The following is a 23186-nucleotide window of genomic DNA, read 5'->3' as shown; positions in this document are numbered from 1 at the left end:
AATCTCCCGGGCTCTTGTCCCGCTCGATCGTGAGGCAACTTTTCAAGCTTAGCTCAGCCCTCCACTCCGATCCAAATCGGGGTCTCGGTCGAGCCAGTGTGATCGTCAGGCGCTCCTCGTCCAACCTCGTTCTCCCTGGCCTCTCAGGCCCGGGTCGGTGTCCGTGTCGCTCTGACCTGGAATAAGTTACGTGCCAACCGCTTTCAATGTCAAATCGCCTGGTCACGCGCCCAAACGGCCGCTACGCCGGATAGCGGAAATGCCGGCCCGCCCGAGGGCGAACCGGCATTTCGTCAGTTGCACTGAGAATCGACCACTCGAGCCGGAGTGGGCTCCGAACTCAACGACGGTGGCGGCGTCGGACCGAATGCCGCAATTGCGGCTCGTTCGGCCTCGGCCTGAGTGGCCCCGACGCCACCGAGATACCGGCCGTCCCGTTCGGCGAGCGCCCCACATCCGTCGACGTACCGAACGATGATCCAGCAATTGGAATATCCGCACCCCTCCAGCGCGGCCCGATCCGCCGCGGCCTGACTCGGATACCGAGCGGTGATGTATCCGACCGTGGCGTCCTCGGGATTGTCGGTCGAAATCGCGATCGCACCGTAGTAGTGACCATCCGGCCCACGATCGGCCTGCGCGGGCGCGGCGACGGAGATGACGGCGACGGCGGACGCGACGACCCCCAGGGCAATCCTGCCCATCGAAAACATGATCTGTTCTCCCCTAACGACGGCTTCCGACTGAAGCCGAACAGACGATCATCCCGGACCACACCGGAAATGTCCATGCCCCCGCGATCAGATACCGAACCGAATTGTCCAGAGCCGCTGTGGTTTCGGCTCGGCCCACGCTTCGCAGCGCAGTTCCTCGAGCCGATTGGCGAGGGGCGGCTCGCCGAGGGCGGCCAGCACAATCGCGGCGGCCCGAGCACCACCGTCGAATCCGAGCGGGAACTCCTGGGAACGAGTCTGCTCACCCCGAGCCCACGACTCCACGCGACAGATCCGCTCGTCGGCACAGAAGTAGCCCTGAACGAAGCCATCGGCAGGACCCTGGACGATCCAGACGACCTTCGTGGCATAGGGATGCAGCACCGGCAGATCGGCGCCGAGCGAGGTGAACAGTTCGACGACATCACGTTCCAGACGAACCGAATCGCCCATCCCGCCCTGTTCGGGATGCCCCCACATCTGCTTCAGCGCGGCTCCCGACACCGGATTCTCGACGTCCGGACAGACCAGCCACCGCTCCTCGGCACGCCAGTCGTCATCGCAGTCCCATTGCCAATGCACATAGCGCTCGGTGGGTTCGGTCGGTGTCAGCTGGACTGTGATCGAAGAATTCCGCAGGTCACGGGAGAGGGTGAGGGTGGTGTCGGGCCGCCGCCAGATCGCCAGCGCGCCGGGCCCACCGACCAGCGTCGGTGTGCCGAGCTGGCGACGGCATTCGGCGAGAGCGGTCGCATGAACCGTGTCGAGCACGGCCGGTGCGAAGTGGTGCGTGGTCCACAGCGATTCGAATTCACCGAGCCCGAACCGCCCTCGGTCGATGTAGTCGCCGGTCCTCGAAGCGATGAACCGCGCGTCTACGGTGTCGGTCCGTGACCGCGCCGAGAGGGACGACCTGTCCTCCTCTCGGCTGTCCCAGTCTGTCGCGTCGAGGAGCCGGGCCACGGCGGTCCGCGACCAATCGCCCGGATCCGCCTGCGCCAGAAGCGGAATCACGGCGAGGAGCAGATTCGAGTCGGTCAGTGCCGCGGCCCGTTCGGCGTCCTTGCGCTCGGCCTCGGCGCGAGTGACGGCCATGCCGATCAGCTGCCGGGCCTGTGCCGGTTTCATCAGCACCAGGTCGATGGATCCGGTGCCGGGTGCGAGGCCGAAGGTCAGGCCCGGCAGATCCCACCACACGGTCGAGGCGTCGACGTGATCCCGCCGGGACGGCTCGCCCCACTCGGTACGCATGCGGTCGGTCAATTCCACGAGGGCGGCCTGATCAACCGGCCGATCTTTGCGATCGGCGCGGGCGGACAGATCCTTGTCGGTGATGTTGACGACGATGCGAAAGATGTCATCGCCCATCAGAACCTGATACTGCGCCACCGGATTGCGAACCGCGAGCGTGGTCCAGAACCAGCTGTAGCGCGGCCCCTTCGGCTCGGGCTCGCGCCACCCCAACCGCTCCGCCAACCGCGGAATCTGCTCGCGAGTCCAGTCCCATTCGAATTCTGCTGCGGCCGAGATGATCTCGATCGCGCCGGGAAGATCTTCCCCCACCGTTTCGGTCACGGGCCGCAGCGTAATCACGCGCACCGACAAGGACTACCGGTCATCTTTCCGGCTGCCCGAGGAGTCCAGCGCATTCGCCAGCATGCGGGCCACAATGTTTGCTCCGGGCTGCCGCTGCGGCGGAGGATGACCATGCCATCGAGCACCTCGATGCGCTTCTGGATCTCTTCGGGCAGTTCGTCGAACTGTTCCTCGGTCACGACGAGCGACTCGGGATCGATACTCGCCCACTCCGGCAGAGCGCGGTCCCGCCCATCCTATGCCCGAACAGGCCGAAGGCCGGCCCACCTCGAGGGTGGACCGGCCTTCGGGACTAACCAGGTTGCCGGGAGGCTGGACTCAGAAGTCCATGCCGCCCATGCCGCCGGTCGGGTCGCCCGCGGGGGCGGCGGCCTTCTCCGGCTTGTCGGCCACGACGGCCTCGGTGGTGAGGAACAGGGCCGCGATGGAGGCCGCGTTCTGCAGTGCCGAGCGGGTGACCTTGACCGGGTCGGCGACGCCGGCGGCCAGCAGGTCCTCGTAGACACCGGTGTCGGCGTTGAGGCCCTGGCCGGCGGGCAGGCCCGCGACCTTCTCGGCCACCACGCCGGGCTCCAGGCCCGCGTTGAAGGCGATCTGCTTCAGCGGGGCGGCCAGCGCGACCTTGACGATGTTCGCGCCGGTGGCCTCGTCACCCTCGAGCTTCAGATCCTCGAGCGCGGGGCCGGCCTGCAGCAGGGCCACGCCACCACCGGGGACGATGCCCTCTTCGACAGCGGCCTTGGCGTTGCGCACCGCGTCCTCGATGCGGTGCTTGCGCTCCTTGAGCTCCACCTCGGTGGCGGCGCCGGCCTTGATCACCGCAACACCGCCGGCCAGCTTGGCCAGGCGCTCCTGCAGCTTCTCGCGGTCGTAGTCCGAGTCCGAGTTCTCGATCTCGGAGCGGATCTGCGCGACCCGGCCCTGGATGGCGTCGGCATCGCCGGCGCCGTCGACGATCGTGGTCTCGTCCTTGGTGATGACGACCTTGCGGGCGGTGCCGAGCAGGTCGACGGTCGCGGTCTCCAGCGAGAGGCCGACCTCTTCGCTGATGACCTCGCCACCGGTCAGGATGGCGATGTCGGCCAGCTGCGCCTTGCGGCGGTCGCCGAAGCCCGGGGCCTTGACGGCGACGGACTTGAAGGTGCCGCGGATCTTGTTCACGACCAGGGTCGACAGGGCCTCACCCTCGACGTCCTCGGCGATGATCAGCAGCGGCTTGCCGGCCTGGATGACCTTCTCCAGCAGCGGCAGCAGGTCCTTGACGGTCGAGATCTTCGAGCCGACCAGCAGGATGTACGGATCCTCGAGGACCGCTTCCTGACGCTCGGGGTCGGTGACGAAGTAGCCCGAGATGTAGCCCTTGTCGAAGCGCATACCCTCGGTCAGCTCCAGCTGGAGGCCGAAGGTGTTGCTCTCCTCGACGGTGATGACACCTTCCTTGCCGACCTTGTCCATGGCCTCGGCGATGAGCTCACCGATGGACTGGTCGCCGGCGGAGATCGCGGCGGTGGCGGCGATCTGCTCCTTGGTCTCGACCTCCTTGGCCGAGTCGAGCAGGCGGTTGGTGACGGCCTCGACGGCCTTCTCGATGCCGCGCTTCAGACCCAGCGGGTTCGCACCGGCCGCGACGTTGCGCAGGCCCTCGCGCACCAGCGCCTGAGCGAGCACGGTGGCGGTGGTGGTGCCGTCGCCCGCGACATCGTCGGTCTTCTTGGCGACTTCCTTGACCAGCTCGGCGCCGATCTTCTCGTAGGGGTCCTCGAGCTCGATCTCCTTGGCGATGGACACACCATCGTTGGTGATCGTGGGGGCGCCCCACTTCTTCTCCAGAACGACGTTGCGACCCTTGGGGCCCAGCGTCACCTTGACAGCGTCGGCGAGGCTGTTCAAGCCCCGCTCGAGGCCGCGACGGGCCTCTTCGTCGTACGCAATCGTCTTGGCCATTGCGTTGAGATCCTCCAGATCAGGGGATTGACACGATCTGGCCAGGCTCGGTGCCCGCGACGGACGAGCAGGAGTGTCGTGGATCCCGCTCTCACCATCCCGACCTGGCACTCACAGGTCGGGAGTGCCAGATCCCTTTTTAGCACTCTCTGGTATCGAGTGCAAGGTCGGGAGGAGCGACGATCAGGTGTCGGTCACCCGCAGCGCGAGAGCCAGGAAGGCATCGGTGCGGCGTTCCTCGGGCGAGCGCGGTTCACCACGCTCGACGGTGACCTGCTCGGCATCGTTGATCAGCAGTTCGGCCTCGATGCGCATGATGGCACGGATGAAGGGCGGCGCCACATCGGGCGGCAAGTCGCCGTTGACGATGTAGCTACCGTCCGGACCGGTCTCGGTCTGTACATACGAAAGCGCCCGCAGCAGGTCGGAGCGTAATTCCCCTGCTATTAGGTCGGAATCGCGATCATCCGCCATAGCAACATCGTATCCGGACAAGGCTTGTGCAATCCTGCATTTCGGAAATACAGTACGTACGTACGGTTTGGTAGACGCGACCCCTGGAGCCTCTGATGTGGGATCCCCAGCAGTACCTGGCCTTCGACGACCACCGTTCACGCCCCTTTTTCGAGTTGCTCGGACGCGTGCGCGCCGAGCACCCTCGGCGTGTCGTCGATCTCGGCTGCGGGCCGGGACATTTGACCACCGCACTGTCGCAGCGATGGCCCGACGCGATCGTCGAGGCCTCGGACTCCTCGCCCGCGATGGTGGCCGCCGCCCGGGCCCGGGGCGTGACGGCCGAACTACTCGATGTGCGCGACTGGCGACCCCAGCCGGATACCGATGTGGTGATCTGCAATGCCGTGCTGCAGTGGGTGACCGGGCACCCCGCCCTGCTCACCGAATGGGCCGCGGCGCTGCCCGCGGGCGGCTGGCTGGCCATCCAGGTGCCGGGCAATTTCGACGCGCCCTCGCACAACAGCATTCGCGAACTGGCCGCGCGGGATCAGTGGCGGGAACGGCTCGAGCCGACCGGCGTCCTGCAATCGCGCAATGTCCTCGATCCGACGGGCTACGCGACGGTGCTCACCGAGGCCGGATGCGCTGTCGATGCCTGGGAGACAACCTATCTGCAGCGTCTGACCGGTGACGATCCGGTTCTGAAGTGGGTTTCGGGCACCGCGCTGCGGCCGGTCCGAAACGCGCTCGACGATGCCGACTGGGATCGGTTCACCGCCGAACTGGCGCCGATCCTGCGGGCGGCCTACCCCCAGCAGACCGACGGGACGACCTGGTTGCCGTTCCGTCGGGTGTTCGCCGTGGCCCGCATTCCCGAATGAGCGTTATCGAGCGGGCGGAGTAGGGGGTGCGGGCGGAGTAGGGGGTGTCGGCGGCGCGGGGGCATCCGGCGGAGTCGGCGGAGTCGGCGCGTTCGCCGCCGCCAGCGGGGCGAGCAGGGCGACGATATCCGCCTCCACCGCATCGCGATCCAGCCCCAGGCCGGACAGCAGCCCCGTCCCGTTCTCCTGTTCGAGCAGTGCCAGCAGGATGTGCTCGGTGCCGATGTAGTTGTGGCCCAGGCGGAGAGCCTCGCGGAAGGTCAGCTCCAGGGCCTTGCGGGAATTGGCGTCGAAGGGGATCAGGGCAGGCAGATCCTCGGCCGCGGGCGGCAGGGCGGCGGTGGCGACGCGGCGGACCGCGTCCAGACTCACCCCGTTACCGACGATCGCGTGCGCGGCCAGGCTCTGCGGATCGGCGAGCAGGCCGAGCACTAGATGCTCGGGCCGGATCTCGGCATTGCTCGCCCGGCGGGCCTCCTCCTGCGAAGCCACCACGACCGCCCGGGCCCGCGTGGTGAAGCGGGCGAATCCGGTGCTGGGGTCCAGTGTCGCATCGGCTTTGGGGACGAATCGCTTCTGCGCGGCCTGTTTGGTCACGCCCATGCTGCGGCCGATATCGGTCCAGGAGGCGCCGGACCGCCGGGCCTGATCGACGAAGTGGCCGATGAGGTGATCGGCCACATCGCCGAGATGTCCGGCGGCCACGACCGCGTCGGACAGTTGCTCGAGCGCGTCGTCGGGGCGCGCCCGCTTTATGCCTTCGATCAGATCGTCGAGGCGGATGTTCTGCGTCATGCGTCAACTTTAAGTTGACTAACGTCGTCGAGTCAACGAATTGTTGACGGCGTTAGCTCAGGGCCGAGCCACCCGGGCCGCACCCCGCACGATGGCCTCTTTCACCCAGGCCGCGGGCCTGCCGGTGAGGGCACGCGGGGTGGGTGTGTCGTCGGCGCGCAGGAATTGGATGACGGCATCGCGGCGGCCCAGGCTGATGCACTGCAGGTAGTAGCGGAAGCGCGGCGCCGGAGGTTCGGTGGCGCGCAGCCGGGCGGTGACGACCGCCGCGGCGCGCGAGGCAACGGGTATGGCCGTGGCGCAGGCCATCCGCAGCTCACGACCGTCGGGGCCGATCACGACCGCGCAGTCGCCCGCCGCGTAGACGGCGGGATCGGAGGTGCGCAGCTGTTCGTCGACGAGCAGGCGGCCGCGCGCGTCGACCGCCAATCCGGCCCGAGCGGCCAGGTCGGGCACCGCGAATCCGGTTGTCCACAGCACGCTTTCGGCGGGCAGGGTCTCACCGTCGGCAGTGCGCACCCCGTCGGCGAGCACCTCCACCACCTTCACCCCGGCGCGCACCGAGACGCCGAGGCGCTCGAGGGTGGCGCGGATATGTCCGCGGGCCCGATCCGACAGCCACGCGCCCGGTTCCTCCGAGCTCACCAGGGCCACCGACAGATCCGGTCGCGATTCGGCCAGTTCGGCCGCCGTCTCGATACCGGTCGCGCCGCCCCCGACCACCAGGACCCGGCCGCGCAGTGGGCGCATGGCCTCGACATCGTCGGCGGTCGCCACGCTCAGCGCGTAATCCCGCACACCCGCGACGCTCTCCAGATCGGCACGGCTGCCGAGGGCGTAGATCAACGTGTCGTATTCGACGGTTCCGCCGTCCGCGAGCGCCAATTGCCGACCGGCGGTGTCGATTCCGACCGCCATACCCTGAACGAATCGAATACCCCTGCGCTCCAGGATCTTCCGCAGATTGCGATGCGCCACGCTCTGCCCGGCCGCGGCCTGGTGCAAGCGCACCCGCTCGACGAATTCGGCACGCGCGTCGACCACGGTGACCCGCGCGCCCGGCGCCTTGGCCGAACGGCGCGCCGCCGCCAGACCCGCATAGCCCGCACCCAGTACGACGATTCGATGTTGCCCGCTCATTGTGACTCCTTCCGAAGAGGCCGACACAATCCAGACCGGACGGCGACCTCATCCCTGACAGGAGAAGACCGTGTCCTCGGTCACAGGGCGTCGACGCGCTGGAAGTAGGCGAGCTTGTCCGGATTGACCAGCACCCAGACGGCCGCGACGCCCGCCTCGGTCGCATCGATCGAGGCGATCAGTATGGCCTCGCCCTGCACCCGCGCGACCAACGCGGGCGCGCCGTTGATCTCCTCGACGGCGAGTTCGATCCCGGGCACATCGCGGTCGAACAGCCAGGCCACATAGGTCGCCACCCGCTGCGCCCCCAGAATGGGCCGCCGCGCGGCGTTCAGCTTGCCGCCGCCGTCGGCCGTGGCGACGATATCGGCGGCGAACATGCGTTCCAGCGCGGCCACATCGCCCGTGCGGGCGGCGATCAGGAATCGTTCGAACAGTTCCCTGGCCCGTTCCGGCGGCGTTTCGAAGCGGGCGCGATCGACCCGGATCCGTTGGCGCGCACGATGATAGAGCTGCTGACAGTTGGCCTCGGTCAGCTCCAGCAGTTCGGCGATCTCGGCGTGCGGATAGCCGAACGCCTCGCGCAGCACGAAGACCGCGCGCTCGATCGGCGACAGCCGCTCCAGCAGCGTGAGCATCGCCAGCGAGACCAGTTCGCGCTGTTCGGCCGTCTCGAGCGGGCCGAGTTCGCCGCGACCGGTCGGCACGGGTTCGGGCAGCCACGGTCCGGTGTAGGTCTCGCGGCGGGCGCGCGCGGAGTCGAGCCAGCTCCGGCACAGATTCACCACGACCGTGGTCAACCACGCCTCGGCGGAACGGATTTCGGCGCGGTCGACGCCGTCCCAGCGCAGATACGCCTCCTGTACGACATCCTCGGCCTCACCGGCTGCCCCGAGCATGCGATAGGCCAGCGCGAACAACCGAGGTCGCCGGGCCTCGAATTCGGCCAGTCCCGCCTCGTCCACGAGGCGGAGGCTACCGCTAGGCGATACCGATGGCGACGGCGACCGGCTTGTCGGCCTGACTGGAGGCCAGGCACACCAGCTTCGCGGTACCGAGGGCGAGATTGGGATTGCCGTCCAGTTTCGAACCCGGATTCTCCGCCAGCACCTTCTCGATCAGCGTCTTCTCACCGTCGGCGCCGAGGGTTTTGAAGGTCGAGCAGGTCGTGCTCGACGCGGGTCCGAGCGCGGAATTCTGCGCGGCGCCCGGATTCGGCGCCTCGCGCGGCGGTTCCACCACCGCGAACGAGGTGGTGGGCGCGGCGGTCGTCGGCGCGGCGGTCGTGGTGGCCTGATGCGCCCCGCCGTCGTGACCGGATGAGTCGTTCCCACCGCATGCGGTCAGCCCCAGGACCAGGGCGCCCAGCACGGCAGCGGCCAGCGAAAGTCGTTTCATCACCGTCGATTCCCCGATGGTCTCACCGGCGCCGGGCCTGTCCGGCGCGCGTCGCAGCGTACCGGGCCGGGGCGAGGTTGCAAACCCGATCGACCGTCCGAAAATCACGGCGACGGCTGATCGAGGACGGCCCGGCGCCATTCACTGGGCGACATGCCGTAGGCCGCGCGGAAGCGCCGGGTGAAATGCGAGGGATCGCGGAATCCGCAGATGCGGGCGATTGTCGCGATCGACCGATTGCCGATCTCCGGATGCGCCAGCTCGCCACGGGCCCGTTCCAGCCGCTGCCCGATGATCCACTGTTCGAGGCTGAGTTCGCCACGGCCCCATGCCTTGTACAGCGAGCGCAGCGAGATGTGCTGGGCCCGGGCGATGCGCTCGGGGCTCAGTTCCGGATCGGTCAGATGTTCCAAAACATAACGCCGGACCTGGGTCAGCAGTACGGCATCGGGCAGCGCCGCGGCATCGGCGCCGGTCTGCGCGGCCGACAGCAGCAGTGCGCGCACCAGCTCGGTCGAGGCGTCACCGAGCGCTGCCCGGGCCGGGATGGACGTCGTTTCGTCGATCGACTTCGACAGTGCGACAAGGTGTTTCATTACCAGCGGATGTATGGGGCTGATCGGCAGGCAGGGCGCGGCCAGGCGAATCGTCTCCGCCGACAGGCACAGCGACTCCAGCCGTAGCTGCAGCGTCAGCGCATGGCACTCACCACCCCATCGGATGCGGTAGGGGGTGTTGAGATCCAGTGGCACGACCCGGTCGGGAGTGCCCACGATGCGGCTGCCGTACTGCTCGTAATGCCCGTTGCCGCGCTGATGCAGGGTGAGCGCCAGAATCGGCGCGGGATCGGTGTCGACGTGTCGAGCCGTCCGCACCACGCGCAGATTCGACGCCTGCGAACGCAGCAGCGTGACCCTGCCGAAGCTCCACGCCTCGCTGTGATTGCGGTCCGCCTCGGGATGTTCGAAGAACACATACGATTCCCGCGTCAGCATCCGTTCTCCCGGCGCCACTCGCTCGGCGTCGCGCCGAAGGCATTGCGGAATCGGCGCGCGAAATGGGAGGGATCGCGAAAACCGCTGGCATAGGCGATCGCCGCGATCGACCGATGCCGGGCATCGCGATGTTCGAGTTCGGCGCGAGCATGTTCCAGCCGCTGCCCGATGATCCACTGCTCCAGGCTCAGTCCGGCGCTGTTGCACAGTTTGTAGAGATAGCGCACCGAGATGTTGTGGGCCTGCGCGAGGGCGGACGGTCCGAGTTCTGGATCGGCCAGATGCCGGTCCACGTGGTCGCGAATCCGGCTGAGCAGCACATCCTCCGGCAATGCCGTACCGTCCGCCGCGTTCGGGGTGACCGCGGAGAGCAGGAAGGCGCGCACCAGATCCACGCAGGCCTCGCCCAATTGACCGGCGGCCGGATCGGCCTCGAGTGCGTCGGCGGATCGGACCATCGCCTCGAGGTGGTCGACGAGCAAGCCGTAGAGCGGGCTGCGCCGCGGCGACCGCAGGGCGGAATGCACCGTATCGACCGGAACACCCAGCCCGTCGAGCGGAACCAGCAGGGTGCTCACGCGCCCACCGCTCCACTCCACTTCGTAGGGCAGATCGAAATCGATGCCGAACATCTGCTCGGGACCGTACTCGGCCCTGGTACCGGCGTGGACCACGCGCGAGGAGGTCAGATGCTGCACATTGAACGACATCATGCCCGCCGGGGACTGCCGGATCTGTTTGGCGGTGCGCACCACGGTGAATCCGGACATCAACGCCCTGCGCAGCTCGATCGACCCCAGACGCCACATCTCGAAGCGGGCACGGATCTGCCCGCCCGGGGTCGCCGGCGCGAAATACGAGGGCCCCGCAGCCTCCTGCACCGCGGTGGATATCGCCTCGGCTCGATCGCGAGGATCCATCAGGTCGGAATTCAGAACGGTCGCCATCTCGGGTCTCCGCACCAAGTCGGTTCCTGTGCACCGTGAGTCGACGAGCGTGCACTCACAGCCCATTGTGCTGTTTGGAGCCGCCGTATGGTTCAGATCGGGCGCGTTGCCGTCGTCAGTATTGAGCCACCCACGACGGCAACCGCCTACCGGGAACGCGTCCTGGCAGACGTTCCGGTACTGGCAGTCTGCTGCACGTTCCGTCGACGACGCCCCGTTCGTGCAGCAGACCCGGTCTCAGTGGATGTGTTCGCGCCAGTCCGCGGGCACCCGCTCGCGCGGCCCGGGCGTCGTCTGATCGACCGGATGATGGTGCGGCGGAGCCAATTCCGGGCCGTCGGAGAACATCTCCTCGGTGCGGAAGTCCCAGAACCACTCCTCGCCCGGCTCGTAACTCTGCATGAACGGATGCCCGGTATCGGCGAAATGCCGCGAAGCGTGCTGCGCGGGCGAACTGTCGCAGCAGCCCACGTGACCGCATTGGGCGCAGCGCCGTAAATGCACCCACCAGCCCTGTGCCGCTTCGCATTCTGTACAACCCGGCCCACTCGGCGGAACGGCCGGATCGATACCCTCGATGGCCTGTGACATCACATACCTCCGGTATTCGGTTGCGCGGCTTCGGTTTCCACGGCACGGCCCTGCGGATCCAGCGGAAGCCGCACGATGAACCGGGTATCGCCCGGCACCGATTCCACCCGGATGTCGCCACCATGCTTGTTGACCACGATGCGGAACGAAATATCCAGTCCCAGACCGGTTCCCTCGCCGACCGGCTTGGTGGTGAAGAACGGCTCGAAGATCCGATGCCGCAGATCGGCGGGGACCCCGGGCCCACTGTCGCCGATTTCCACTGCTACGCAGTCGTTTTCGTGATAAGTACGGACGGTCAGCGTGCCCTGACCGACCATCGCCGCCACCGCGTTGTCGATCAGATTGGTCCACACCTGATTCAGTTCCGCGGCATAGCAGGGCACCTGCGGCAACGTGCGGTCGTACTCCTTGACCACCTTGATGCCGTCGCCGATCTTGCGGGCCAGCATCACCAGCGTGCTGTCGAGCAGTTCGTGGATATCGACCACCTGGAACGGGGCCCGGTCCATCTGCGAATACTGTTTGGCGGCATTGACCAACGAGGAGATCCGCGTGGTCGAATCGGTGATCTCGTTCATCAGCAGTTCGGTCTCGACCGTGTAGTTGAGCCAGCGGATCGCGCCCTCGAATACGCCGGTGTCACAACCCTCGAGCGTCGCGGCGACCCGCTCCAGCCAGTCGATGTCGAATCCGGCCTGGACGAAGGTGGGTGCGATATCCCAGCCGTTGGCGATGCCGTGTTCGGACAGCCAGTCGCCGAGTTCGTCCTCGCGGTCGGCGGCCTCCATCGGGGTCAGCGTCGGAGCCTTGGCGACCTGGGTGGCCGCCTCCTCCTGCAACTGCACCAGCGCCTCGAGCGAGGCCGGATCGAATTTGCCGTGCGCGATCATCTTCAGCTTGTGCCGCATCCCGGCGACGCGCTCACGCAGCGACGAGGTGGCCCGGACCGCGGCGGCCGCGGGGTTGTTCAGTTCGTGGGTCAGGCCCGCCGACAGCGAACCCAGCGCCAGCAGTCGCTCGCGCTGGCCGATGATCTCGTTGGTGTTGCGGTTGCCGAAGAACACGCCCTCCAGCAGGTGCAGTGCCATCGGGAACCATTCCTGGACCATGCGCGAGAAGGTTCCGGCGTCGAGGACGAAGAACTTCGACGGCTCGGTCACGTAGAACGAACCGTTGTAGTTCTGATCCGCCCGGTCGCCCATATAGGCCGACCACGCACCCGCGTAGGAGCCGTGGTGGCGGGTGCGGACCAGTTCGATCTCCTCGCCGCCGGACAGCTTGGTCAATACGACCTCGCCCTCCATCAGCACATAGAAGCAGGTGGCCGGATCGCCCTCGCGGAAGACGAGTCCCGGCTCGAACTCCTCGACCCGGCCGTCGCGGCACAGCCAGGCCAGCTGTTCGTCGTCGAGCTTCTCGAACAGGAACAGCGTGCGCAGTTCGTCGGGATCACAGATCAATCGGGTGCCCATCGAGCGTTCCTCCTACTGCTTGGCGAGGTATCGGTGGACGAGCATGACCGCCATCGCGCCCTCGCCCACGGCGGACGCGACTCGTTTCGCCGACTCCGAGCGCACATCGCCCGCCACGAAGACGCCCGGAATGCTGGTCTCCAGGTGACCGGGCGGCCGCGGCAGCTCCCACCCGGCGGGGCGGTTTCCGTCGACCATCAGATCGGGACCGGCCAGCACGTAGCCCGCGTCGTCGCGACGGACCAGACCGTCGAGCCACTGGGTTTCCGGTGCGGCCCCGATGAACAGGAACAAACGCTCGGCGTCGACCTTTTCTTCCGCGCCGGTGGCGTTGTTGCGGAGCACGATCCGCTCCAGATGGTCGGCGCCGTCGGCGGCGATCACCTCGGTGCACGTGTGCACCTTGATGTTCGGGATCTGCTCGATCTGCTGAATCAGGTAGTGCGACATGGATTTATCCAGCGAATCCGCGCGCACCAGGATGTGGACGTTCCTGGCGTTGCGAGACAGGAACACCGCGGCCTGACCCGCCGAATTCGCGCCGCCCACGATGTAGACCTCGCGATCGGCGCAGTCGGCGGCCTCGGTCATGGCCGAGCCGTAGTAGACGCCGCGGCCGGTGAAATCGTCCACGCCCGGGGCCGGGTGGTGGCGGTAGTTCACGCCGGTGGCGATGAGCACCGAATGGGCCGAGACCTCGCTGCCGTCGTCGAAGCGCACGACCCGCGCCGAACCGCACACCTCCAGTCCGGTCACCTCGCGCGCGGTGATCAACTCCGCGCCGAACTTCACGGCCTGACGCCGGGCCCGATCGGCCAGCTGCGCGCCCGACAGTCCGTCGGGAAAGCCGAGGTAGTTCTCGATGCGCGAACTCTGCCCGGCCTGACCGCCGGTCGCGGTCCGCTCCACGAGCACCGTGCGCAGCCCCTCCGACGCGCCGTAGACCGCCGCGCCCAGACCGGCCGGGCCGCCACCCACCACGATCAGATCGTAGAAATCGCCGGTGGGATCGGTATTGAGGCCCACGCTGCCCGCCAACTCGCTGTCGGTGGGGGTGATGAGTGTCTGTCCGGCCGGATCGATGACGACCGGGCACTGGTCCTCGCTGGCCCCGGCCGCCTCCAGCAGCCGCGCGCCCTCGGGCTCGTCGGCCAGATACCAGCGATAGGGCAGCTGGTTGCGGGCCAGGAATTCGCGCACCTGCGAACAGCGGGCCGACCAGCGGTGACCGATCACCTTGGTTTCGTGCACCGGGCGGTGCTCGTCGCCGCGCCAGGCCTCGAGCAGCGCGTCGATGACCGGATACAGCTTCTCCTCCGGCGGATCCCACGGCTTGAGCAGGTAGTGGTCCAGATCCACGACATTGATCGCCTCGATGGCGGCGTTGGTGTCGGCGTAGGCGGTCAGCAGCACCCTACGGGCGTAGGGATGCAGATCCATTGCCTGTTCGAGGAATTCGATGCCGTCCATACCCGGCATGCGGTAGTCGGCGATAAGCACGGCGACCGGCTGACCACGCAGTTTCATCTCGCGCAGCGCCTCGAGCGCCGAGGCGCCCGATTCCGCGCGCAGGATCCGGTACTCCGCGCCGTACCGACGGCGCAGGTCGCGGACCACGGCGCGGGAGACACCCGGATCGTCGTCGACGCTCAGAATTGCCGGTTTGGCGACAGCTGGTGAACTCACATGAAAAGTATGGTCGCCCACGCAAGCCCATTCAGAGTCGATGCCGCTCCAGCAGCTCGAGCTCGCCCGGAGTGAGCAGGCGTTCGAGCCGTTCGTCCCGATCGTTGTCCGCCGCGACCGGCAGCAGGGGAACCGATTCCGCGTGCCGACGGTGCAGGAGTGAGCGTATGTTCACGACCGATCACCTCGCAGTGGACTCCAACAACCAAATCTGCATGATTTATCACCGATTCTGCGCCGGGCATTACAGCTACCGGTGCTGATCACACCGAAATGTGATCTTGATGATTTTCACTCGACTGAGATCTGAGTCACAGCATCTGCGCGGCGTGGCGACCGTTAGGATTTCTGATACCGACCGTCACATCTCCCGGAGGCAGCGTTGCCGCAACCCTTGGAAGCCACCATCGAGATCGCCGCGCCGCCGGAGCGGGTGTGGGCGGTGCTGTCGGATCTGAAGCGGATGCCGGAGTTCAGCCCGAACACCGTCCGCATGATTCCGCTGGGCAAGCCGCGCGCGGGCACCTGGACGATCAATCTCAACCGCGACGGCGGCAAGTACTACCCGACCACCTCACGCATCGTGCGCTTCGAACCCGGGCAGGCCTTCGCCTTCCGAATGATCGAGAACAGCACGATCTGGAGCTACACCCTCGAACCGACCCCCACCGGCACCCGGGTGACCGAACGCCGCGACATACCCAACGGCGTCCGCAAACCGGTGCGCATGCTGATCGATGCCGTCCTGGGCGGCGAGCAGGTCTTCGAACAGAATTTGATCGACGGCATGAACGCCACCCTGACCAAGATCAAGGCCGCCGCCGAGTCCTGATTCCGGCGTGGCGGGCTGGCCCCGCGCCGGTGGCCGCGCCTAGGTTGAGGCATGCGACGAATCACAGGTATTGCCGCAGCTCTGGCTGGGACTGCCGTCCTGTTGAGCGGATGCGGGAGTTCGGATTCCGGTTCCGGGTCGGGACGTGAGGTCACCGTGGTCGGGAACGGGCAGGTGCGGGGGGCGCCGGATATCTTGAATGCCGATCTCGGCGTCGCGGTGACGGCGGGTGATGTGTCGACCGCGGTGGATACCGCCAATTCGCGCGCCAAGGCGGTTACCGATGCCGTCGTCGGGGCCGGGGCCAAGCGCGAGGATATTCAGACCGCCGATGTGTCGGTGCAGCCGCAGTACGGTCCGGATCATGCGGTGACCGGTTACAACGCGACGAATTCGCTGCATGTCGTGGTGCGGGATCTGCCGAAGGCCTCGGCCATTCTGGCGGCCGCGGTGCAGGCGGGCGGTAACGAAACCCGGGTCCAGGGTGTGTCTTTCGCGCTCGACGACAATTCGAAACTGCTTTCCGACGCCCGAGCCCGTGCCTTCGCCGATGCCAAGGCACGAGCCGAGCAGTACGCGGTGCTCGCTGGATTGAAGCTGCGCGATGTGAAGACCGTCAGCGAATCATCCAGTGGCACAACGCCGCCGCCCGGCCCGCGCTACAACCAGGCGCCGATGTCGGATGTGCCGCTCGAGCCGGGTATGCAGACGGTGTCGTTCGCGGTGACGGTGACCTGGAGTCTGAGTTAGGTCCAGTTGGGCAGGGTGACCACCTGGGCGGCATAGGACAGTCCGGCGCCGAACGCGACGAGCAGTGCGGCGGCGCCGGGCTTGGTATCGCCCTTGCGGAGTAAGGCCTCCATGGCCAGGGGGATCGAGGCCGCGGAGGTATTGCCCGTCTCCTCGATATCGGTGGCCAGCGCGCAGTCCTCGGCGAGTTTCAGTTCGCGGGCCATGATGTCGATGATGCGGCCGTTGGCCTGATGCGGTACGAACGCGTCGATCTCGGCGGAGGTGAGTCCGGCACGATCGATGGCGTCGAGGCACACCTTCTTCAACGAATGTGCGGCCCAGCGGAATACGGCCGTGCCCTCCATCGCCAGATACGGCCGGACCGCGTCGCCACCAAGCTCGTCGACCTCGCCGAAGAACTGCATCCAGTCCTTGTCCTGCCGGATCGCGTGATGCTGTTCACCATCCGAACCCCAGACCGTCGGCCCGATGCCGGGCTCGTCGGAGGGGCCGATCACGACCGCGCCCGCGCCGTCGGCGAACAGGAACGCGGTGGAGCGATCGGCGGGATCGAAGGTGTCGGTGAGGCGTTCGACGCCGATCACCAGGACATGCGTCGCGGTACCGCCTTTGACCAGATCCGACGCCAGCCCGACCGCGTGGCAGAAACCCGCACAGCCGGCCGAGATGTCGAAGGCCGCGGGATGGTTCATCCCCAATTCGGTGGCGACCTGCGGTGCGGCCGCGGGGGTGAGCAGCAGCCAGGTCGAGGTGGCCACGATGACGCAGCCGATCTGATCGGGGGTGACGCCGGCCGCGTCCAGGGCATCGCGCCCGGCCGCCGCGCTCATGGCGACGATGGTTTCGGAATCGGAGGCGAATCGTCGGGTCCGAATGCCCGAGCGGGTGCGTATCCACTCGTCGCTGGAATCGATCGGACCGGAAACCTCGTCATTGGTGACCACACGGGCCGGGCGGTACACCCCGAGCCCGAGCATCGCCGTGTATTCCACCCCTGTGACCTGGGCGAGTCGAGCAGCCATCGTACTTCTCCTAGGTACCATCCGGCAGGGCGTTTGCTGCGACGTTTCCGGCTACGCCCGCGCGTCGAACTCTTCCTCCATCGGGTCCTCACTGACTCCCTACGATGCCGTAGACATGAGGCCCCCTCATATTAGCTCGGAACAAGGGATAACGGGATGGGTATGGTCACAATGGTTTCGGGTATTGCCAGTTCGCATACCGGTTGCCCGAACCCTCGAGCGGCCGGTGACAACCACTGTTCCAACGAGTGATTCGAGGACACAATGCTCGGTCTCGGGATTATCGGCTGGATCATCATCGGCGGATTGGCCGGATGGATCGGCAGCAAGATCATGGGAACCGATGCCCAGCAGGGCATCTTCCTCAACATTGTCGTCGGCGTGATCGGCGGTTTGCTGGGAGGTTTCCTGCTGAAGCTGCTCGGCGTGGACGTCGAGGGCGGCGGGCTCATCTTCAGCTTCCTGACCTGTCTGGGTGGTGCGGTGATCCTGCTGTTCCTGGTGGGTCTGGTCACCGGTCGCCGCAAAGTCGGCTGAGTACCTCGTCGGAGGGTGTGCGGGCCGCTCGTCACACCCTCCGATGGTGCGCGTCCCGTAAGGTGTGAGCGCGGTCTCGACAACCGCGTAGACACCCGCGCACGAAAGAGGAGCCTGTGGCCCGTCGTCCCACACCGCCCGGCACGCCCGAACGCACCGGGCTCGGCCATGTCGCCGACCTGGTCCGCGACGCGATTCCGCCGCTGCATCCCGCCGGCCTGCCGTTCGTGGCGGCGCCGCTGGCCGTGGCGCTGGTGGGCCGCAAGCGGACCTGGGTGCGGCGTGCGGGCCTGACGGCCGCGGCGGCGACGGCGGCGTTCTTCCGGCATCCGAATCGGGTGCCGCCGAACCGTTCCGGCGTGGTGGTGGCACCGGCCGACGGGCAGATCGCACTGGTCGACAAGGCAGCTCCCCCGGCCGAATTGAATCTGGGCACCGAGGAACTGCCTCGGGTCAGCATCTTCCTGTCGGTGCTCGACGTGCATGTGCAGCGCACACCGGTTTCGGGCACCGTGCGCGATATCGCCTATCGGCGTGGACAATTCCGCTCCGCGGATCTGCCCGAGGCCAGTGCGGTCAACGAGCGCAATTCGATGGTGCTCGAGACCGCGTCCGGAGAGCTGATCACGGTCGTGCAGATCGCCGGACTGCTGGCGCGCCGAATCGTCTGCGATGTCACTGTCGGCGACGGCCTGATCATCGGCGACACCTACGGACTGATCCGCTTCGGCTCCCGGGTCGACACCTACTTCCCCGCCGGAACCCGGCTGCTGGTCGAGCCCGGGCAGCGCACGATCGGCGGGGAGACGGTGCTGGCCGAGCTGTCATGATCGAAGAAACCGTGGTCGGCAAGGGCCATCGACGCCGGACGGTCCGCCTGCTGCCCAGCGTGGTGACGATCCTCGCGCTGTGCGCGGGACTGTCGGCGGTCAAGTTCACCCTCGACAATTCCCTCGATACGGCGCTGGCCATGATCGGCGCGGCGGCCGTACTCGACACCCTCGACGGTCGGCTGGCGCGAATGCTGTCCGCCACCACCAAGATCGGCGCGGAGCTGGATTCGCTGTCCGATGCCATCTCCTTCGGCGTAGCGCCCGCGCTCGTGCTCTACATCGGATTTCTGCGCGAGGAGAGCGCGGGCTGGATCATCGCGCTGATCTACACCGTGAGCCTGGTGCTGCGGCTGGCCCGCTTCAACACGCTGATGGACGACGACACCCGTCCCGATTGGCAGCGTGAGTATTTCGTCGGCGTGCCCGCACCCGCGGCGGCGTTGATCGCGCTGCTGCCGGTCGCGCTGCACGAGCAGTTCCACGCCGGGTGGTGGAACGACTTCCCGGTCGTCGCGGTCTGGACGGTCTTCGCCGCGCTGCTGGCCGTCAGCACGATTCCGACGCTGGCGATGAAATCGGTGTCGGTGGCCCCGCAGGCCGCGGCCATGCTGCTGGTGCTGGTGGCCCTGGCCGCCGCGGCCCTGGTCACCTATCCGCTCATCCTGCTGATGGTTCTGGTGGGCCTGTACCTCGTGCACATCCCGTTCGCCTGGCGCTCGCAGCGCTGGGTCGCGGCCCGTCCCGAGGTCTGGCACCACAAACCGGCCGAACGCCGCGCCCAGCGCCGCGCCGCGCGCCGCCGCCCAGCCCTGCGCGTCTCGGTGTCCTCGGCCCGCCTGCGCCTGCGCCGTCCGGGTCAGCGCCAGCGCTGACCTGAGAGGTTCGTGGCGCGGCTCAGGGCGCCACGAACCCGTGCTGCCGGAGGCAGCGCCAATACTATTGCTGCGTGTCGCAACTGTCTTTGACTGCCCGGTTGAACCCGTCCGCTGCCGACGCGCGGCGGGGGGTGGTGCGGATGCATCCGGAGGCGTTGGCGGCGTTGGGGTTGCGGGAGTGGGACGGGATCGCGTTGATCGGGTCGCGGCGGACGGCCGCGGTGGCGGGGGTCGCGCCCGCGGGGACGCCGACCGGGGTGGCGCTGCTCGATGATGTGACACTGTCGAACGCGGGGATCAAGGAGGACGCGACCGTGGTGGTCGCGCCCGCGACCGTGTTCGGGGCGCGGCAGTTGTCGGTCACCGGATCGGTGCAGGCGATGCGGTCGATTCCGGAACAGACGCTGCGGCAGGCGCTGCTGGGCAAGGTGGTCACGGTCGGGGACGCGGTGTCGCTGCTGCCGCGCGATCTCGGCCCGGGCACCAGCACCGCGGCCGCCTCGCAGGCGCTGTCGCGGGCCTTCGGCATCGCGTGGACCTCCGAATTGCTGACCGTCACCGCCACCGATCCCGTGCGGGGTCCGGTCAGCGTGCAGCCCAACAGCGCGGTGGTCTGGGGCGCGGGGGTTCCCACCGTCGACGCCTCCCACGATCCCGGCGCGGGACACGAGACCCAGACCGGACTGCCCGGCACGCGCATGCGGGTGCGGGAGCGCCCGTCGGCGGTGGCGGTGGCCGATCTCGCCGGGGTCCGCCCGCAGGCGGGCAAGCTGTCGGAATGGCTCAGCCTCGCCCTCGACGAACCCGAATTGCTCAAAACCCTCGGCGCCCCACCGCATCTGGGCGTCCTGGTCACCGGCCCGGCCGGTGCGGGTAAGGCCACGCTGGCGCGGGCGGTGGCCACCCCGCGCCGCATCGTCGAACTCGACGGGCCGACGGTGGGCGCGACCGAGAGCGGCACCCGGCTGCGCGAGGTCGGCCTCGCGGTCGGCGAAATCTGTTCCGGCCCCGGTGGAGTGCTGCTGATCACCGATATCGATGCATTACTGCCCGCCGAGCCGGAACCGGTGGCCACCCTCATTCTCGACCAGCTGCGCGCGGCCGTGGCCACGCCCGGAGTCGCGTTCCTGGCCACCACCTCTCATCCGGCGGGCATCGATAGTCGTTTGCGCGCACCGGATCTGTGCGATCGCGAGGTGGCGCTCACCCTGCCCACCGCGGCCGTCCGCAAGGATCTGCTCGAACAACTACTGCGCAAGGTGCCCACCGAACAGCTGGAACTGTTGGAGATCGCCGCGCGCACACCGGGTTTCGTGGTCTCCGACCTGGCCGCCCTGTGTCGGGAGGCGGCGTTGCGCGCGGCCTCGCGGGCCAGCCGCGAGCACAGCGATCCGGTGCTCACCCAGGCGGATCTGGTCGGGGCGCTGGCCGTCATCCGGCCGCTGTCGCGCTCGGGCACAGAGGAATTGGCGATCGGCAGCCTCAGCCTCGACGACGTCGGCGATATGGTCGAGACCAAACAGGCGCTCACCGAGGCGGTGCTGTGGCCGCTGCGCCATCCGGATTCCTTCGCCCGCCTCGGTATCGATCCGCCGCGCGGCGTACTGCTCTACGGTCCGCCCGGCTGCGGTAAGACCTTCCTGGTGCGCGCGCTGGCCGGTACCGGACAGCTGAGCGTGCACGCGGTGAAGGGCGCCGAGCTGATGGACAAATGGGTGGGTTCCTCCGAACGCGCCGTACGCGAATTGTTCCAGCGCGCACGCGATTCCGCGCCATCGCTGATCTTCCTCGACGAGATCGACGCCCTCGCGCCGCGCCGCGGGCAGAGCACCGATTCCGGCGTCGGCGATCGGGTGGTGGCCGCCCTGCTCACCGAACTGGACGGGGTCGAACCGCTGCGCGAAGTGGTCGTGGTCGGCGCCACCAACCGTCCCGAACTCATCGATCCGGCGCTGACTCGGCCCGGCCGTCTGGAACGCCTGGTCTTCGTCCCGCCCCCGGACGCGGCCGCGCGCACCGAGATCCTGCGCACCGCGGCCCGCTCGGTCCCGCTCGCCGATGACGTCGACCTGACGGCGCTGGCCACCGACCTCGACGGCTATTCGGCCGCCGACTGCGCGGCCCTGCTGCGCGAGGCGGCCCTGGCCGCCATGCGACGTGATGTGGACGCCGCCGATATCTCCGGCGCGGACGTCGTCGCGGCCCGCGCGACCGTGCGGCCGTCGCTGCAGGCCGATCAGGTCGAGTCGCTGCGGCAGTACGCGGAAAATCGGGCAAATATCCAGTAACCGGCACGTCGAGTCCGGGCGTGATCGGTTTCACAGGTAATTTGGCCTGGTGCGAAGCGGTCGCGGAGCATACGAGACGGGTACGGCATTCCTTGGCACCTTGGTTGCGGGGATGTCACTCATGCTGCCGATCAACTTTGCCTGGTCCTCGGAAACCTCGGCGCTGCAACTGGATCTGCTGGCCGTCAGCCTGCCTCGCTCGATTGCCGCGGGCGTAATCATCGCCCTGGTCGTGGCCGTATTCGCGACCACGGTCAACCATGGGCTGGCCGCCTGGGGCGCGGCGCTGTGCGGTATCGCGATCATGTGCGTCAACCATGTCGCCACCTCGCATTCGGGCCCGGCGACCTCACTGTCCACGGTGAATTTCGTCGACGCCATCGCCGCCGGAATCATGCTGGGCGCGCTAGCCGCCGCGGTCATGCACGCGCGACCACAGGTCTTCGGCTGGACGCTCGGCGCGCTCACCAGCGTCGCGATGGGTGTGGCGCTTCGGGTTCCGCACGGCGAGGCGCGCCGGACCCCCGCGGGCGCCCCGATGTACAGCCCGGCCGGGGACAATCCGCCGCTGTGGCTGATCGTCGCGACCCTGATCGCCATCGCGCTGGGCACTGTCGCCAACCGCAACCGGACCGGTATCGAACGACGCGCGGTCGAACTGCCGATGGCGCCGATCGTGGCCGGGGCGCTGTTCATCGGTGTGACGCTGTTCGGCACCGAATGGCTGGCCCGCCATGCCGACAATGCCGCCGCCATCGGCGTGGCCGTGGCGGCGACCATTGTGGCCGGGCTGATCTCGGCCATGCTGCTGCCGCGCCGCGACGGCACGCTGGTGCTGCTGGCCATCGCACTGTCGGCGGTCGGTTCGTCGACCATTCCCGCGCAGGTACCGGCATGGGCCGCACTGCCCCTGATCGCGGCGATCGGCGGCGGGATCGTACTGGGTTTTCGGCGCGCGGCCCCGATGGCCGCACTGCTGGTCCTCGTGCTGCTGGCCCTGTTCGGCGCGCTGACCTCGGCGGCCGGCGGCTCACCTCTGCGGGCGGCGCTGTTCAGCGTGGTGCTCGCGGTCATCGGCGGCTACTGCTTCAGCGCGGCCGCGCCCCGCTACAACCCGACCCGCGTGCTGGGTATGGGCATCGTATTCGTGCCGTCGGTGGTCGCCTCGCTGCGCGATCACTCCGGCTACAGCGAACGCGGCACGGTGTCGATCGAGGATGGGCACTGGTATTACTGCCCGACGCCCACCCCGAATACCGCCAGCCCGTACTGGACCGCGCTGGCGATCTCGATCGGCTGCGTATTCGGCCTGATCGCGCTGCGACGCTGGCGCAAGCCGGTGGTTCGGCGGCCGAGCGACGCCGCGGCCGAACGATGATTGCGCACATATAGCCGAGCGCGCCGAACATGGCCCAGCCCATAGCCGCGC

General features: G+C 67.8%; 24 protein-coding genes. 8 read left to right on the top strand and 16 right to left on the bottom strand.

What is annotated here, in order from left to right; genetic code table 11:
• Positions 1–293 precede the first annotated feature (293 nt).
• The 5 genes from NP4_RS32855 to NP4_RS32835 form a co-directional block, all read right to left on the bottom strand.
• Positions 294–704, bottom strand: coding sequence for a DUF4189 domain-containing protein (locus NP4_RS32855; RefSeq protein WP_169813842.1), 411 nt, complete (start codon positions 702–704; stop codon positions 294–296).
• A gap of 96 nt (positions 705–800) precedes the next feature.
• Complete coding sequence (locus NP4_RS32850; protein ID WP_068006257.1) at positions 801–2288, bottom strand: DUF6301 family protein; 1488 nt, start codon at positions 2286–2288, stop codon at positions 801–803.
• Positions 2289–2302: 14 nt separating this feature from the next.
• Complete coding sequence (locus NP4_RS41345; RefSeq protein WP_147288124.1) at positions 2303–2488, bottom strand: hypothetical protein; 186 nt, start codon at positions 2486–2488, stop codon at positions 2303–2305.
• Positions 2489–2627: 139 nt separating this feature from the next.
• The gene (groL, locus tag NP4_RS32840) at positions 2628–4253 is read right to left on the bottom strand and encodes a chaperonin GroEL (protein ID WP_062514831.1); all 1626 of its coding nucleotides are present in this window, start codon (positions 4251–4253) and stop codon (positions 2628–2630) included.
• Positions 4254–4436: 183 nt separating this feature from the next.
• Positions 4437–4727: a hypothetical protein gene (locus NP4_RS32835; protein ID WP_062514829.1), complete on the bottom strand. Its 291-nt coding sequence runs from the start codon at positions 4725–4727 to the stop codon at positions 4437–4439.
• A gap of 95 nt (positions 4728–4822) precedes the next feature.
• Here NP4_RS32835 and NP4_RS32830 point away from each other — a divergent pair, with 95 nt between their 5' ends.
• Positions 4823–5590, top strand: coding sequence for a trans-aconitate 2-methyltransferase (locus NP4_RS32830; protein ID WP_068006253.1), 768 nt, complete (start codon positions 4823–4825; stop codon positions 5588–5590).
• Between the two features lie 3 nt (positions 5591–5593).
• Here the strand turns inward: NP4_RS32830 and NP4_RS32825 are convergent, their stop codons facing one another.
• From NP4_RS32825 to NP4_RS41340, 10 genes are all read right to left on the bottom strand, one after another.
• Positions 5594–6385 carry a Clp protease N-terminal domain-containing protein gene (locus NP4_RS32825; RefSeq protein WP_082876427.1) on the bottom strand — a complete coding sequence of 264 codons (792 nt, stop codon included), beginning with the start codon at positions 6383–6385 and terminating at the stop codon, positions 5594–5596.
• Between the two features lie 57 nt (positions 6386–6442).
• Positions 6443–7525, bottom strand: a complete 1083-nt coding sequence (locus tag NP4_RS32820) for an NAD(P)/FAD-dependent oxidoreductase (RefSeq protein ID WP_068006251.1) — start codon at positions 7523–7525, stop codon at positions 6443–6445.
• 80 nt (positions 7526–7605) lie between these two features.
• Entirely contained in the window at positions 7606–8490 is an 885-nt protein-coding gene (locus NP4_RS32815; protein WP_068006249.1) for an RNA polymerase sigma-70 factor, read from the bottom strand.
• 16 nt (positions 8491–8506) lie between these two features.
• A complete protein-coding gene (locus NP4_RS32810) occupies positions 8507–8923 on the bottom strand; it encodes a hypothetical protein (protein WP_114755943.1) in 417 nt (138 codons plus the stop codon).
• A 104-nt stretch (positions 8924–9027) separates the two neighbouring features.
• Positions 9028–9918: a helix-turn-helix domain-containing protein gene (locus NP4_RS32805; protein ID WP_068006247.1), complete on the bottom strand. Its 891-nt coding sequence runs from the start codon at positions 9916–9918 to the stop codon at positions 9028–9030.
• Positions 9912–10865: a helix-turn-helix domain-containing protein gene (locus NP4_RS32800; RefSeq protein WP_068006244.1), complete on the bottom strand. Its 954-nt coding sequence runs from the start codon at positions 10863–10865 to the stop codon at positions 9912–9914. The genes NP4_RS32805 and NP4_RS32800 overlap by 7 nt, the downstream gene beginning before the upstream one ends.
• Before the next feature lie 237 nt (positions 10866–11102).
• Positions 11103–11456 carry a UBP-type zinc finger domain-containing protein gene (locus NP4_RS32795; protein WP_068006242.1) on the bottom strand — a complete coding sequence of 118 codons (354 nt, stop codon included), beginning with the start codon at positions 11454–11456 and terminating at the stop codon, positions 11103–11105.
• Positions 11456–12931: an ATP-binding protein gene (locus NP4_RS32790; protein ID WP_068006238.1), complete on the bottom strand. Its 1476-nt coding sequence runs from the start codon at positions 12929–12931 to the stop codon at positions 11456–11458. Before NP4_RS32790 ends, NP4_RS32795 begins: the two co-directional genes overlap by 1 nt.
• Before the next feature lie 12 nt (positions 12932–12943).
• Positions 12944–14617 (bottom strand): NAD(P)/FAD-dependent oxidoreductase, encoded by a 1674-nt coding sequence (locus tag NP4_RS32785; RefSeq protein ID WP_068006280.1) that lies wholly within the window; start codon positions 14615–14617, stop codon positions 12944–12946.
• A gap of 31 nt (positions 14618–14648) precedes the next feature.
• Positions 14649–14792 (bottom strand): hypothetical protein, encoded by a 144-nt coding sequence (locus NP4_RS41340; RefSeq protein WP_156524960.1) that lies wholly within the window; start codon positions 14790–14792, stop codon positions 14649–14651.
• A gap of 207 nt (positions 14793–14999) precedes the next feature.
• On the opposite strand from NP4_RS41340, the gene NP4_RS32780 reads away from it, so the two are divergent.
• Positions 15000–15449 carry an SRPBCC family protein gene (locus tag NP4_RS32780; protein ID WP_068006235.1) on the top strand — a complete coding sequence of 150 codons (450 nt, stop codon included), beginning with the start codon at positions 15000–15002 and terminating at the stop codon, positions 15447–15449.
• Positions 15450–15500: 51 nt separating this feature from the next.
• Entirely contained in the window at positions 15501–16199 is a 699-nt protein-coding gene (locus NP4_RS32775; protein ID WP_068006233.1) for an SIMPL domain-containing protein, read from the top strand.
• On the opposite strand, the gene NP4_RS32770 is transcribed toward NP4_RS32775, so the two are convergent.
• Positions 16196–17224 (bottom strand): beta-ketoacyl-ACP synthase III, encoded by a 1029-nt coding sequence (locus tag NP4_RS32770; protein WP_068006230.1) that lies wholly within the window; start codon positions 17222–17224, stop codon positions 16196–16198. The genes NP4_RS32775 and NP4_RS32770 overlap by 4 nt on opposite strands.
• A gap of 264 nt (positions 17225–17488) precedes the next feature.
• Here NP4_RS32770 and NP4_RS32765 point away from each other — a divergent pair, with 264 nt between their 5' ends.
• The 5 genes from NP4_RS32765 to NP4_RS32745 all read left to right on the top strand — a co-directional run bounded on the left by NP4_RS32765 (position 17489) and on the right by NP4_RS32745 (position 23135).
• Entirely contained in the window at positions 17489–17761 is a 273-nt protein-coding gene (locus NP4_RS32765; RefSeq protein ID WP_068006227.1) for a GlsB/YeaQ/YmgE family stress response membrane protein, read from the top strand.
• 116 nt (positions 17762–17877) lie between these two features.
• Positions 17878–18591 (top strand): phosphatidylserine decarboxylase, encoded by a 714-nt coding sequence (locus tag NP4_RS32760; protein WP_068006225.1) that lies wholly within the window; start codon positions 17878–17880, stop codon positions 18589–18591.
• Positions 18588–19466, top strand: a complete 879-nt coding sequence (locus NP4_RS32755; RefSeq protein ID WP_068006223.1) for a CDP-alcohol phosphatidyltransferase family protein — start codon at positions 18588–18590, stop codon at positions 19464–19466. Before NP4_RS32760 ends, NP4_RS32755 begins: the two co-directional genes overlap by 4 nt.
• A 74-nt stretch (positions 19467–19540) precedes the next feature.
• Positions 19541–21757: an AAA family ATPase gene (locus NP4_RS32750; protein ID WP_068006221.1), complete on the top strand. Its 2217-nt coding sequence runs from the start codon at positions 19541–19543 to the stop codon at positions 21755–21757.
• 121 nt (positions 21758–21878) lie between these two features.
• The gene (locus NP4_RS32745) at positions 21879–23135 is read left to right on the top strand and encodes a hypothetical protein (protein ID WP_114755941.1); all 1257 of its coding nucleotides are present in this window, start codon (positions 21879–21881) and stop codon (positions 23133–23135) included.
• Positions 23136–23186 lie beyond the last annotated feature (51 nt).

It is taken from the genome of Nocardia pseudobrasiliensis NBRC 108224 (assembly GCF_001613105.1).
In the GTDB taxonomy this organism is placed as follows: Bacteria; Actinomycetota; Actinomycetes; order Mycobacteriales; family Mycobacteriaceae; genus Nocardia; species Nocardia pseudobrasiliensis.
The sequence above is the reverse complement of the archived record's forward strand: the minus strand, read 5'-3'. Positions and strand labels throughout refer to the sequence as shown.